Below are 14103 nucleotides of genomic sequence, written 5' to 3'. Positions count from 1 at the left end.
AAATCACCTCTTGCTTACGCACAATGTCCTACTATTATAGTCATTCCCAATAAAAGTGGAAAGGAAAAAAGACATTTTGATGACGTTGTAGTGTCTCTTTCTCTTTTCGTGTAAGATGGACTTGATTAGACCCGGCTTCACGAGAGTAACAAATAGGGAGAGAAAGCGATGAATGTACAGCAGAAATGCGCCAAGTGCCGCTCTACAAAAATTGATTTCACCGAAATGATCAATCGCCGTTTATATACGATCGTGTACGTGTTTGTTCTCGCGGTACTTGCCGTAATCGGCATTTCACTGAAAGGAACTCCCGTAATCTTTCTGTTCCTCGGACTTACAGGTGCATGCGTTTTGTTCGCCTTCCGCTTGTATCTAGAAAAGCGAAAAGTGGTCAAATGCGTCTGTTTGGATTGTGGCCAGAGCTGGGAAACCAGTCCGAGCGCATTAGCAAAATAATAGGCATGATCTCGAATGGAGACTCTCATTTAGTGAGGGTCTCTTTTTTTTCAACGTGTAAGAATTTATAAGCGCTACGCTTATGAATTCTGGAGCGCATGAAAACATTCCGCTAAAACGCGGTCGCTCATCCATGAGCAGGCTTCGATAGAGGTTTTCTTACTGAAACAGAAAGTATAAACCTCGCGCATCCGCTTCCTGATTCAGCAAGAATAACCTTCCACTAAACGCGGTCGCTCATCCATGAGCAGGCTTCGATAGAGGTTTTCTTAAGAGCATTCAAAAGAAATAGGTAAAAAACTCCAAACGGTCCTTGAACAAACAAGAGGCGTAGGATAATATAATAATTAAATACTTGTTTGAATGTTATAGAATGAACAAAAGCTGGGTAAAATAGAAGCTTGGAAAATAGGTGATTGCAGATGTCAGATGAACGGAAGAACGATGGATGCTGCGGTGATCATCATTGTAGCACAGGGCATGAGCACTCGGGAAAAATCAAGCCTGTTTTAGATAATGTCGCCGTCTCAGGGGATAGCGTCAGTCTGCTTTCCTCAAAGGCCGTTGTATACAGGGTTCATGGAATGGACTGCAGTTCTTGTGCGAAATCATTGGAAAAGCACATGAAATCACTGCCTGCTGTAAAAGAAGTAAATGTCAATTTCTCAACCGGCAAAATGCAACTCGTACAAGAGGGATTAGGGGACGAGGCCATCGTAAACGAAGTGGCCAAGGCAGGCTATAGTGCTATGCCGCTGACCAGAAGAACGAAGAAACAAGCAGCGCAGACGGACCTTGTATCAGCGAGGCTCACCATCATTTCAGGTGTGCTTTTGGTCTTGGGATTGATCGGCTCTGCTGTTGTGAGCGTTTCTTCTTTGCTGATTACGATTCTGTATGCACTGTCGATCATCTGTGGGGGCTACAAACCGGCGCGCAGTGCCTTTTACGCGATAAAAAGCAGATCACTCGACATGAATGTGTTGATGTCTGTTGCTGCTATTGGTGCGGCATTGATTGGCGAATGGCTGGAAGGAGCTACGGTTGTTTTCCTGTTTTCAATCGGCAATCTGTTGCAAACCAAATCAATCGAGAAGACGCGGGATTCGATTCGTAACCTGATGGACCTGGCACCGCCCGAGGCTTGGGTGAAGCAAGGAGAGACGTTTGTAAGAAAGCCAGTAGAGGACATCGGTCTCGGCGAAGTGATCGTGGTCAAACCAGGAGAAAAAATTCCGTTGGACGGGACTATTCTCCATGGTGCTGGCAGTGTCAATCAGGCCCCGATTACAGGTGAGTCGATTCCTGTGGATAAGCTTGCCGGAGATGCTGTCTTTGCCGGAAGCGTCAATGAAAACGGGTCGCTCGAAATCAAGGTCACCAAGCTCGCCCCGGATACGGCGATTGCCAGGATCATTCATTTGGTGGAGGAAGCGCAGGAGAAAAAAGCGCCTACACAAGCTTTTGTTGATAAATTTGCAGCAATCTATACGCCCATCGTACTGATACTTGCCTTGTTGGTGATCGTCTTTCCACCGCTTTTTGCCTGGGGGACATGGGGTGAATGGTTCTACAAAGGGCTGGAGCTTTTAGTGGTTGCTTGCCCGTGCGCTTTGGTTATTTCTACTCCGGTCGCGATTGTGTCAGCGATTGGGAATGCGGCCAGAAATGGCGTGCTCATCAAGGGCGGTACTTTTTTGGAGAGAGCAGGAGCCATTAGCGCGATTGCTTTTGACAAAACTGGCACGTTAACCGAGGGCAAACCGCAGGTAGCGCATGTGATTGAGGTGCGAGGGAGTGAGGCAGAGGTGCTGGCGATTGCCAAAACCATCGAGGATCGCTCCAGTCATCCGATTGCGCAGGCGATTATCAAATACGCCGATTCAAAAAAGGTAGCTTCCCTGGTTGGAGAAGACTTTCAGGCCATCGTAGGAAAAGGGGCAGAGGCTACGATCAACGGTGAGAGGTACTACGCTGGAAAGCCTGCTTTGTTTGTAGAGCTGGGCCTTGACCTTGCGGATTATCAAGAGCAAATCCAAACGCTGCAAAATGAGGGAAACACGCTGGTCATCGTGGGAACATCCCGGATGATTATCGGCATAATCGCTGTAGCAGATACGATCAGGGAGATAACCGTAAGCGCCATCAGCAGGATCAAAGCGGCAGGTATCAATGATATTGTGATGCTGACTGGTGATAATAGCGGTACCGCCCAAAAAGTAGCGAAACAGGCCGGGGTCAGCCGATTTTTTGCTGAACTCATGCCACAAGACAAGGTAGAAGCAATCAAGGCGCTCCAACAGGAGGGCCAAGTGGTTGCGATGGTCGGGGACGGAATCAATGATGCGCCTGCATTGGCAACCGCAGACTTAGGGATAGCCATGGGGGGAGCAGGAACGGATACGGCGATGGAAACAGCAGATATCGTACTGATGGCTGATAATCTGGAGAAGCTTCCGCACACGGTTGCCATCAGTCGCAGGGCACTGCAAATCATTAAGCAAAACATCTGGTTCTCCATCATCATCAAGCTGGTGGCGCTTGTCCTGATTTTTCCGGGCTGGCTCACACTGTGGCTTGCGGTGTTGAGTGACACGGGAGCGGCCCTAATCGTTATTTTAAACAGTATGCGCCTCTTGCGCATGAAAGCATGAAGGAAAAGGCAAAAGAAAAAAGAGCCAGGGGGAAATTTCCTCCGGCTCTTTTTCTGTGAAGAGAAGACTTACACCAACACTCCACCATACATTTCGTATTCTTTTTGCGTGCACGCTACCCAATGACCGCGCTCAATCTCACGCAGAACGCGTACTTCGCCCTGGTTTTGCAGATAATCCTGGCCGTCGAAAAGGATGCGTTTACGGTTGCGTTCATAATCCGGGTCTGGCAGGGGAATAGCGGAGAGGAGCGATTTGGTGTACGGATGAATCGGATTTTGGTAAAGGCGGTTGCTTTCCGCCAGTTCAACAATACGTCCGCGATACATAACACCGATGCGGTCACTAATGTACTTGACCATCGACAGATCATGGGCGATGAACAAATAGGTAAGTCCTTTTTCTTTTTGCAGGCGCTTGAGCAAATTGATCACTTGCGCCTGAATCGACACGTCCAACGCAGAAATGGGCTCGTCGGCAATGATAAATTCGGGATCAACTGCCAAAGCTCGCGCAATCCCGATACGCTGACGCTGTCCGCCACTGAATTCATGCGGGTAACGGCTGGCATGCTCACGGTTAAGTCCGACCGTTTCGAGCAATTCGTACACCTTGTTCGTCCGTTCTTCCTTTGAATGGAGGCGGTGGATATCCAATCCTTCGGCAATAATATCAGCTACCGTCAACCGGGGATTCAGAGAGGAGTACGGGTCTTGGAAAATCATCTGGATTTTGCGATTTAGCCATTTCTTTTCATCGTGCGATTTTTTTCCATGCACGCTTTTTCCGTGAAACAGCACTTCTCCACCAGTTGCCTCATACAGACGGAGGATCGTGCGGCCCGTCGTCGATTTCCCGCAACCGGATTCACCGACAAGACCAAAAATCTCACCTTTATAGATATCAAAGCTGATGCCATCCACTGCTTTTAACGTATGTCCGTTTCCTAGATCGAAATGCTGCTTCAAATCTTTGATTTCAAGAAGCTTTTCCCGATTCTCCAGTGCCGTGTCGGCAGCAGGTACATCGAGTTTTTCTTTATGCTCTTCAGATGAAGCAATCTTCTTTCTGATAGCGGATGCAGGAGGCTTGATTTCTGGCGCCATTTCATGCAGCAGCCAAGTAGCGGCGTAGTGCGTATCAGAGATTTTGAACATCGGCGGTTCATATTCCAAATCGACTTTGAGCGCATAGGGATTACGAGCAGCGAAGGCATCGCCGACAGGCGGACGGAACATATCGGGTGGAGAGCCAGGGATGGACATGAGTTCTTCCTCGCTGGTATCCAAATTCGGCATCGAACCGAGTAAACCCCATGTATACGGGTGCTTCGGATCGTAGAAGATTTCATCGACTTTTCCGATCTCCACAATCTTGCCCGCGTACATGACAGCGACACGATCCGCCATATTGGCTACGACACCCAAATCGTGCGTAATAAAGATGATGGAAGTTCCCATTTTCTTTTGCAGTTCCTTGAGCAGCTCCAAAATCTGAGCCTGAATCGACACATCCAAAGCAGTGGTCGGTTCGTCTGCAATGATGATTTTGGGATTGCAAGCCAGTGCGATGGCAATGACAATCCGTTGACGCATCCCACCGGAAAACTGGTGCGGGTATTGGTCAATCCGTTCTTTTGCAAACGGAATTCCTACCATTTCAAGCAGTTCGATTGCTCTGGTTCTAGCCTCAGAACGATTCAGCTTTTGGTGTTTGATATAACTCTCCATAATTTGGTTGCCGATCGTCATTGTCGGGTTGAGCGATGTCATCGGATCCTGAAAGATCATGGAGATATCGCGACCTCGGACATCTTGCATCTCTTTTTCCGACAAGGTAACCAAATCTCTTCCTTCGAATAGAACTTGCCCTTTTGGGATTCGTCCAGGTGGGGAAGGAATGAGACGCATGAGTGATTGAGAGGTAACCGATTTGCCAGAGCCGGATTCCCCAACGATTGCCAATGTTTCTCCTTTATATAGATCAAAGGAGACGCCGCGTACAGCTTTTACTTCGCCTGCGTACGTATCAAAGGAGACGTGCAGGTCTTTGACTTCCAATACTTTGTCCATGAAATCCTCCCCGTTCCAAAGTCTTTATGTGAAAGTTCCCTTCGGCATATATCCAAGAATTTCTCAAACAGGAAATTGTTCGAAAATGAAAATCATTATCACTATTATACTATATTCATAAAGGAAATTGCTAAAATTTTTTTTATTGGAATGCCTCGGGAGTTCGATAGCAGTTGGTGATCGATATATATGAATGTAACGGAGATATTCTCAAAGCATTGGAGCATACAACTGGGGTGTGAATAATGTAGCGGAGGGTGAGAAAACGCTGAGAATTAAAAATCAGGGGGCGACTGAATGAAACGGGAAGAGCAAAGACAGACATATAGTTACGTGAATACGGCAGCTCCTATCCGGCGAAAGCCGAAGGAAGTGGCACTCACGTTTGACGATGGACCGGATCTTTTGTGGACCCCACGAGTATTGGATGTATTAGCCCACTATCAGATTAAGGCTACCTTTATGTGCGTGGGACAGATGGTGAAATACAACCCTAACATGCTGGTAAGAATGGTAGAGGAAGGGCATATTATTGGCAATCACAGCTGGGATCATCCGTATTTTACCAAAATCCCACTGTCGGCTGTTCAGGAGCAAGTGGAGCGAACCACCAAACAGATAGAAGCCGTTGTCGGTTTGAAACCGCGTCTGGTACGGCCCCCCTATGGAGCGGTTAATGAGGATGTAATTCGAACGTTGGGTGCTGCGGGCTACGAAATTGTCCTGTGGGATGTGGATAGTTGGGACTGGAGGGGGCTGAGTGGCCCGCAGGTAGCGAGAAATATACTTGGCCATGTCAGTCCAGGCTCTGTGGTTTTGCAGCATTGTGCCGGAAGTTCCGGTGAGACGCTCAAAGGCAGTGTGGAGGCATTGCCATATGTAATTGAAGTGTTAAGTGAGAAAAAATACACCTTTTCCACGATTTCGGAGATGTTCCATTTACCTGCCTATCGGTAGCGAAAATGCATAGGAAGTCCATTGTTAGAATGAATAGGAGATTGTTACAATAGAAAGAAAATAAACGACGAGGGGCGCAAGGAAGAACGATGTCCAAAGCTGATAACATGCTCTCCATTTTATGGTTGTTAAAAACCGGAAAAAAGATGACCGCCAAGCAATTGGCAGAGGCATTGGAAATGAACATCCGTACCGTGTACCGTTATATTGATGCCTTGTGTGCGAGTGGAGTCCCCATCATTTCGGATGCAGGACACAACGGTGGATACAGCTTGCTTCAGCATTTTAATGAAGCCCCTTTATTTTTTGATCTGGGCGAACAAAAAGCTCTTGTTCATGCCGCCGCATTTGCCCAAGAAGCAGGCTATCCATTTGGAACAGATTTGACCAGAGCCATTTCCAAGCTAAAGCGCTATACAAACGAAGAGCAGCGGCAGAGAATTGACCGTCACAGCATCGGATTCGAAGTCATCCTGCCTCCTGCAGACCCGGCATTGGAGTCTGTGCTGCAGGAATTGGAGCTATCTGTTGCCAATGAACATACGCTTTCCATGGAATACCGAAAAAAATATGAGAATGATGTACAGCCTCGCCATATCGATCCGTACGGCCTAGTTCATTGGAGGGTAAAATGGTATGTCATCGCATATTGCCATTTGCGCAGGGAGATTCGCAGTTTCCGTGCGGACCGCATCCAATCCATCAGTCGAACAGAATCGACCTTTCAACGGCCTGCCGGATTTTCTGCCCGCCAATTTTTTCTGACCAATCTCCTTCCTGAAACAGACAAGCACGAAAAGCTTATTTCTATTTTTATCAAAGGGAAACAGCAAGCTATTAACGACCTCTGTGGTCATTGGCTTCTTGGACATGCACTAGTTGAGCGTTCTGCTGATCAGGCTCACTTCCGGCTACAAGAGGAGCTTGCGCACACGCATCTTCCTCATTTTCTGCTGCCCTTTGGAAAATCCATTGCCGTCATCGAGCCTGTATTTGTAAAAGAGCGATTAGCTGCGATTGCAAAAGACTTGCTCCATTATTATCAGTCGTCCTGACTTCACTGACCGATTTTGTCAGGGAATCGGGATTATGCTGTAGTTAGCACAGGCAAACCGGAATGGAGGAAGCGATGATGAAACATGAAGCACTGCGCCTGTACGATTATCACCTCTGGGCAAATGAAAAGGTATTCCAGCGTTTGCAGGAAGTACCGAAAGAGGTATGCGAACAGGAGGTACCTAGTGTTTTTCCTACGATCACCAAGACACTTCACCATATGTTATTGACAGACTATGTCTGGCTTTTGGCGATGCAAGGCGAGAGCTACGAAAAAGTAGGACAAGTGGTGGGACAATTTTCAGGGGAGACCGCAGGGAAAGATGTGGAAGAGCTCAGGGAAAAGTTCAGCGAGTTAGCTAAGAAGTTCAGAGACTTTTTTCGGCAGATCGATTTGGACGCGACTTCGGCCTACTCTCATCCTGAGATGGGGACTATTCATGCTCGTTACAGCGATATCGTACAGCATGTCATCAATCATGGCACTTACCATCGCGGGAATATCTCCGCTATGCTGAGGCAGTTGGGGCACGCGGGCGTTTCTTCCGATTACGTGTACTATCTGTTTGAAGTTCTTCCATCAGAGAAATAAGGCAAAGATTTTGCCTGTGCGTAGGCAGAGCTTTTTCCATTTGCATTAGGAAGTAGGGCCGAACAACGCATCTACCCGGTTTTTGATTCCATTCCAAAATTGGGAAATGTTTGGCTTGTCATCTCGCTCTGTTGTAATGGATAAGCTGCAACGATTTTTTCTTGTGGCGGGCGACTCTTTATGGTATTCTTGGAACATTCTAACACGGAAGGGTGACCATCAAGCCAATGATCTACTAATTCCTATTTCCTAAAAAGCAATCGGATAAGACGATGCATTTTTCTGGATAGGATTAGTATGTGCATATTGGCAAACAGATGGTAGTACCCACGCGTGCGTAAGGGTTCTATATCTTTTGTGTTCGTATGCGATGCCTCCTGTCCAGAAAATAATGGATAAGGAGGCTTTTTATATGTCTAACGTTTTTCAAAATCGGTATGTACGGGCGATTCTGCTTTCAGGATTGCTGTTACAGATCGGGATATGGGTACGCAATTTTGCCATCTTGCTCTACGTAATGGAGCACACAGGCGGCGATCCCTTCGCTATTTCCATGATATCGGTGGCGGAGTATGCTCCGATTTTTCTCTTCTCATTTTTAGCGGGTACGTTTGCGGATCGCTGGCGACCGAAACGGACCATGGTATGGTGTGAGCTATTAAGTGCATTATCGGTTGTAGCTGTCTTGGCGACGTTTGTGTTTGGAACGTGGAAAGCCATCTTTTTTGCAACACTGATTTCTGCTATTCTGTCGCAGTTTTCTCAGCCGTCTGGTATGAAACTGTTCAAACTGCATGTGCCTACAGATCAAATTCAGGCAGGGATGTCTGCTTATCAAACGTTATTCGCTGTATTTATGGTTCTAGGTCCGATTATGGGTACGTTTGTGTTTCAACAATGGGGCATGGAGGTCGCCATGGTAATTACGGCCGTAGCGTTCTTGCTAGCGGCAGGTATCCTGTTCCTTTTGCCACCGGATCGTGTCGAGGAAACGGAAAAGAAAGAAACTGCCCTATTGGATGAGATGGCTAGTGGTGTCCGCTATGTCTTATCTAACCGGGTCCTTACGTTCCTTGGCTTTTGTTTCATGGTCGCGGGTCTGGCACTAGGCTTGATACAGCCACTCGGTATTTTCCTTGTCACGGAACGTCTGGAATTGCCAAAAGAAAGTCTACAATGGTTACTGATGGTTCAAGGTGTGGGAATGATTGTAGGAGGAGGGGTTACCATGGGGTTTGCTAAAAAGGTGCCCCCTCAAAGTCTGCTGGCAGCAGGGCTGCTTGGGAATGCTATCGCATTTGCCATTTTGGGAATCTCCACGCATCTTTGGTTGACGCTTGTGGCCCAACTCATTGCGGGATTGCTATTGCCCTGTATTCAGATCGGGATCAATACGATGCTGCTCAAGCATACAGAAAGCTCGTTTCTTGGACGCGTAAACGGAATCTTGACGCCGCTATTCACTGGTTCCATGGTAATTATGATGAGCGTGTCAGGGGTACTGAAAAAGTATCTATCGCTGGTGACCATCTATGAGGTTGCAGCTGCCTTGTTTATCATCGGTATTCTTTTCATTATGCCTCTCTATCGGATGCAAGAAGGAAAGAGAACGCAAGCTAGTGAACAAGTAGGATCATAATCATCATTTCGGGTAGGAAAAAGGAGGAACGGCTAGATGGGGCACGATAGGATTTCATCAAAGGAAGGGCTTGCACTGGAGGATTCTGTGAGAAAAATTGCGATGCTTCTGCCAGAGGTGACAGAGCAGGTAGATGCTTTTGGTCACACGTCTTTTCGGGTCAACGACAAGCCATTCGTGATGTTGGGAGAGGGCGGGCCAGAGGGCCCCTCTCTGTCCATCAAAACGCTTAAACTCACACAAGAAGCTCTTTTGCAGCAGGAACGATTTTACAAAACGCCGTATATCGGGCAACACGGCTGGACCTCCATCCTCGCGAAACATATTACGGATTGGCGAGAAATCGAGGATTATTTGCTGGAAGGGTACTTGCGAACAGCACCGAAGCGACTGGCAAAACTCGTTAGCCCTATCTGAGAAAGCATCCACTGTTCAAGTCAAATACAGCCCCAGTGTAGTGCTTGGCGGAACCACGTTAATCTAAGAGGGGGAGCCGTTTTGGATTGGAATATCCAGCAGATTAGCAAGCTGCTCGAAGGCGTCTTTGAAAATGCCCACGAACCGATGATTGTAACGGACCCGGACGGGAAAATTCTGCTCTTGAACAGGAGCTACCGCGAATTTCTCAATGTACGGGATGTTATCGGGCAACCAGTGACTGACGTTATTGAAAATACGCGGATGCATATCGTCGGAAAGGCCGGGGTAGCAGAGATCGCCGACATTCAGCGGATCAAAGGGCAAAGCATGATCGCCCACCGCATCCCCATCATGGACGAGGGGAAAGTGATAGCCGTTTTGGGGACGGTGCTGTTTCAGGACGTTCAGGAGCTGGCTTCTTTGGCTGCTATGGTCGATCAGTTAAAGGACGAATTGTCGTATTATAAAAAGGAATTGCGGCGAAGGCTGGGGGCGACCTACCATTTTGACCAGATTGTCGGCTATAGCCAAAAGCTGCAGGAGCTGAAGTATTTTTCTCATAAAGTAGCGAAGAGTGATTCGACCGTACTGATCACAGGTGAGAGCGGGACAGGCAAGGAGCTGTTCGCTCATGCTATTCACGCCGAAAGTAAGCGGAAAATGGGCCCCTTTATTCGTGTGAACTGTGCGGCAATCCCCGATTCGCTCTTGGAGTCGGAGCTGTTCGGATATGAAGAAGGTGCTTTTACGGGAGCGGTTCGTCGCGGGAAAAAGGGTAAATTTGAACTGGCGAATCACGGAACGATTTTGTTAGACGAAATTGGAGACATGCCTCTTCCTCTGCAAGCCAAGCTGCTACGTGTTCTCCAGGAAAAAGAAGTGGAGCGTGTCGGCGCGGTTCGAACGACACCCATCGACGTACGTGTCATTGCCTCGACCAATCAGGACATGCTCGCAAGCATCAAGGAAGGAAAGTTCCGTGCAGACCTCTACTACCGCTTGAACGTAGTCTCTCTGTCGATTCCGCCGTTGCGGGAGCGGCTGGAGGATTTACCAGAACTGGTTTCCAATCTGCTGGGGCAGCTCGTCGAGTCTACGGGAGTAACAGTCAGGGCGATCGACGATGAGGTGTGGGGCGTGCTGAAAAGCTACTCTTGGCCTGGCAATGTACGTGAGCTTCGGAATGTGCTGGAGCGCGCGCTTCATTTGATCGAAGTCGACGTATTGAAAAAGGAGCACATTTGGCTGCCGGCACGAGAAGGTACTCTAGCCCCTACTGCTGCCGTCCCAGTTCGTTCATTGAAGGAAATGCTGGAGGATACGGAAAGGGAAGCGATTCTGCAAGCGATGCGAGAAGCCGGGGGGAACAAGCAGGAAGCGGCCAAGCTGCTTAGAATCAGTAAATCAAGCTTCTATGAGAAATGGGAAAAGTACCAGCTGGATAACAGGGAATGACGAATCCGGATGCTTGGTAGTTAAGCCAAACATTCGGATTTTTTGCTAGATTCCGCACTTCTGGAAATGGCTTCGCGCATGGAATGGAACATACGACAGCGGAATTCCACAACCATGGACTTGTTTTTCCGGATTTCTGGAATTTTAGATGGGGTGGAAGGAAGGGCAATATGAGAAGCGCTAGCTAAACCCAGGCGGTGACAGAGTTTCCCGCAGAAGGTAAGGCTTTGGCACGGAACCTGCTATTAAGGAAAATGTAAGCGGTTTCCTTTTGGGCCGATCAAAAACACCGATGATGCCTTTCTCGAATCCAGAGGGCAAATTGAAAGGAGAATCCAATGATCATTGAAGTGTTATCCATTATTCTTTCCCTTGGACTTTTGATGTTCTTTGCTTACCGAGGTTATCCTGTTATCGTTTTTGCTCCCATTTTCACATTGCTGGCCGTTGTTCTCTCTGGTCTTGCCTTACTGCCGAGCTATACGGAAACTTTCATGACCAATGCAGCCAATTACGTGAAATCATTTTTCCCTATCTTCTTATTGGGTGCGATTTTCGGAAAAGTCATGGAGTTGAGTGGAGCAGCCGCGTCGATTGCCCATGCGATCGTCAGAGCACTGGGCTCCAACCGCGCGATTCTGGCCGTCGTATTGGCTTGTGCCATCTTGACGTATGGCGGCGTATCTTTGTTCGTTGTAGCATTTGCGGTTTATCCGTTTGCAGCCGCAATTTTTCGAGAAGCGAACATTCCCAAACGCTTGATTCCCGGTACCATTGCACTTGGTGCGTTTACTTTTACGATGGATGCACTTCCAGGTACTCCGCAGATTCAAAACATCATTCCGACTACGTATTTCGGTACAGACGCTTACGCTGCTCCGGTAGTGGGGATGATAGGTGCCATCATGGTCTTTATTGGCGGGATGTTTTGGCTGGAACGCAGGCGTAAGCAAGCAGCGGCAGCCGGCGAAGGCTACGGAGAAGGCCATACGAACGAGCCCGAGCTGGCGCAAAACCAGTCATATATGAATATCTGGGTAGCCATTTTGCCATTGGCACTCGTGCTGTTGGGCAACTATTTATTTAGCCGAGGGATTTGGACAGTGGAAACCTGGTACGATCCGTCGATGCTCAAAGAATCCTTTAAGATCGAAAAAGTAAAGAACGTCGTTTCATCGTGGGCACTCATTATCTCATTGAGTTTGGGGATCATTGCAGCTCTGCTCATTAATGTTCGCCAAGTAAAAACAAAGCTGGCAAGCGGATTGACCGCGGCAGCGATGGGTGCTTTGTTAGCCATCTTCAATACGGCTTCTGAGGTTGGTTTTGGAAACGTTGTCAAAACGCTGCCAGGATTCAAATTGATTCAGGGATGGATTTTGGGTGCAAGTGATCATCCGCTTGTTTCTGAGGCGCTTGCTGTAAACGTATTGGCTGGTGTGACGGGATCTGCTTCTGGAGGTCTTTCTATAGCATTGGAGGTAATGGGGAAACAATACCTCGAAATGGCTAGCGCTGTTGGAATCAGCCCAGAGCTTTTGCACCGGATCGCGTCCATGGCTTCCGGTGGAATGGATACTCTTCCTCATAACGGGGCGGTCATCACGCTCCTTGCCATCACAGGCTTGACGCATCGCCAGTCGTATAAAGACATTTTTGCCATTACCGTTGTAAAAACGTTGGCTGTATTCATTTTGGCTTTTGCCGTGTCCATTTTTGTATAACCCGCTCAATAGATAGAGAGTAGACAGCAGGAGAGGAGATCGGAATATGAAGAGATTACTGGAACAACAAGTGGCGTTAGTTACTGGAGCAGCTAGTGGAATCGGGCTCGAAATTGCCCGGACGTTTGCTGAGGAAGGCGCCAAGGTCATGATACTGGACCTCAACCGGGATACTGCTCATGCTGCGGCCACGCGCCTGCAAAACGAGGGACATGAGGTTGTGAGCTTTGGATGCGACGTAACAAACGAAGAACAAGTCAAAGAAAGCGTGGAGCAAGCTGTCAAGATTTTTGGAAGACTCGATATCCTGGTGAACAATGCAGGGCTGCAGTACGTTTCACCAATTGAAGATTTTCCTACGGCAAAATTTGAGCAGATGATCAGTATCATGCTTACCGCTCCGTTTGTGGCGATCAAGCATGCCTTCCCGATTATGAAACAGCAGGGTCATGGCCGGATTTTAAATATGGCATCGATCAACGGTTTGATCGGGTTTGCTGGCAAGGCTGCTTACAACAGTGCCAAGCATGGTGTAATCGGTCTGACCAAGGTAACTGCTTTAGAGGGAGCGGCGCACGGAATTACGGTCAATGCGATTTGCCCGGGATATGTAGATACGCCTCTTGTCCAAAATCAATTGGCTGATTTGGCCAAGACGAGAAATGTCCCGCTGGAAAAGGTAATGGAGGAGGTCATTTATCCACTGGTTCCACAAAAGCGCCTGTTGAATGTACAGGAAGTAGCAGACTATGCCGTGTTTTTAGCAAGCAAAAAAGCGCAAGGCGTTACAGGCCAAGCCATCGTCATTGACGGTGGTTACACAGCGCAATAATGAGGATCGTTACAGGTAGAGAGCTCCTTGATCAAGGGCTCTTTTTTTATTAAATCTATTATCTTTAAAAAAACTAGTAAAAAGCTCTTGTATTTCTATTTTAGATGTGATAGATTATTCCTTGTCGCCAACAAGCGACGACAAAATACGAGAAAAGAAAACAAGATTCACTGAAAAAAACTCTTGACTCGTAGATAACGAACGTGATAAGATGTAAAACGTTCGACAAAAAATGCTCTTTGAAAA

General features: G+C 47.7%; 11 protein-coding genes. 10 read left to right on the top strand and 1 reads right to left on the bottom strand.

Annotated features, from left to right (window positions below; translation table 11 throughout):
- Window positions 1–168: 168 nt before the first annotated feature.
- Window positions 169–456 carry a hypothetical protein gene (locus ACIFQN_RS02720; RefSeq protein ID WP_429831495.1) on the top strand — a complete coding sequence of 96 codons (288 nt, stop codon included), beginning with the start codon at window positions 169–171 and terminating at the stop codon, window positions 454–456.
- 422 nt (window positions 457–878) lie between these two features.
- Window positions 879–3110: a heavy metal translocating P-type ATPase gene (locus ACIFQN_RS02715; protein WP_429831494.1), complete on the top strand. Its 2232-nt coding sequence runs from the start codon at window positions 879–881 to the stop codon at window positions 3108–3110.
- A 68-nt stretch (window positions 3111–3178) separates the two neighbouring features.
- Here the strand turns inward: ACIFQN_RS02715 and ACIFQN_RS02710 are convergent, their stop codons facing one another.
- Window positions 3179–5182, bottom strand: a complete 2004-nt coding sequence (locus tag ACIFQN_RS02710) for a dipeptide ABC transporter ATP-binding protein (protein ID WP_429831493.1) — start codon at window positions 5180–5182, stop codon at window positions 3179–3181.
- A 297-nt stretch (window positions 5183–5479) separates the two neighbouring features.
- On the opposite strand from ACIFQN_RS02710, the gene ACIFQN_RS02705 reads away from it, so the two are divergent.
- The 8 genes from ACIFQN_RS02705 (at window position 5480) to ACIFQN_RS02670 (ending at window position 13857) form a co-directional block, all read left to right on the top strand.
- Complete coding sequence (locus tag ACIFQN_RS02705) at window positions 5480–6139, top strand: polysaccharide deacetylase family protein (protein WP_429831491.1); 660 nt, start codon at window positions 5480–5482, stop codon at window positions 6137–6139.
- Between the two features lie 89 nt (window positions 6140–6228).
- A complete protein-coding gene (locus ACIFQN_RS02700) occupies window positions 6229–7194 on the top strand; it encodes a helix-turn-helix transcriptional regulator (protein ID WP_429831489.1) in 966 nt (321 codons plus the stop codon).
- A 74-nt stretch (window positions 7195–7268) separates the two neighbouring features.
- Complete coding sequence (locus ACIFQN_RS02695) at window positions 7269–7787, top strand: DinB family protein (RefSeq protein ID WP_429831488.1); 519 nt, start codon at window positions 7269–7271, stop codon at window positions 7785–7787.
- Window positions 7788–8199: 412 nt separating this feature from the next.
- Window positions 8200–9426: an MFS transporter gene (locus ACIFQN_RS02690; protein ID WP_429831487.1), complete on the top strand. Its 1227-nt coding sequence runs from the start codon at window positions 8200–8202 to the stop codon at window positions 9424–9426.
- Between the two features lie 36 nt (window positions 9427–9462).
- Window positions 9463–9843: an MmcQ/YjbR family DNA-binding protein gene (locus tag ACIFQN_RS02685; protein ID WP_429831486.1), complete on the top strand. Its 381-nt coding sequence runs from the start codon at window positions 9463–9465 to the stop codon at window positions 9841–9843.
- 81 nt (window positions 9844–9924) lie between these two features.
- Window positions 9925–11301, top strand: coding sequence for a sigma-54 interaction domain-containing protein (locus ACIFQN_RS02680; RefSeq protein ID WP_429831485.1), 1377 nt, complete (start codon window positions 9925–9927; stop codon window positions 11299–11301).
- Window positions 11302–11639: 338 nt separating this feature from the next.
- Window positions 11640–13025: a GntP family permease gene (locus ACIFQN_RS02675; RefSeq protein WP_429831484.1), complete on the top strand. Its 1386-nt coding sequence runs from the start codon at window positions 11640–11642 to the stop codon at window positions 13023–13025.
- Between the two features lie 46 nt (window positions 13026–13071).
- A complete protein-coding gene (locus ACIFQN_RS02670; protein ID WP_429831483.1) occupies window positions 13072–13857 on the top strand; it encodes a 3-hydroxybutyrate dehydrogenase in 786 nt (261 codons plus the stop codon).
- The last annotated feature ends 246 nt before the right edge of the window (window positions 13858–14103 follow it).

The organism is Brevibacillus sp. NRS-1366 (assembly GCF_050467985.1).
This window is presented reverse-complemented; position numbering and strand designations above follow the sequence as displayed.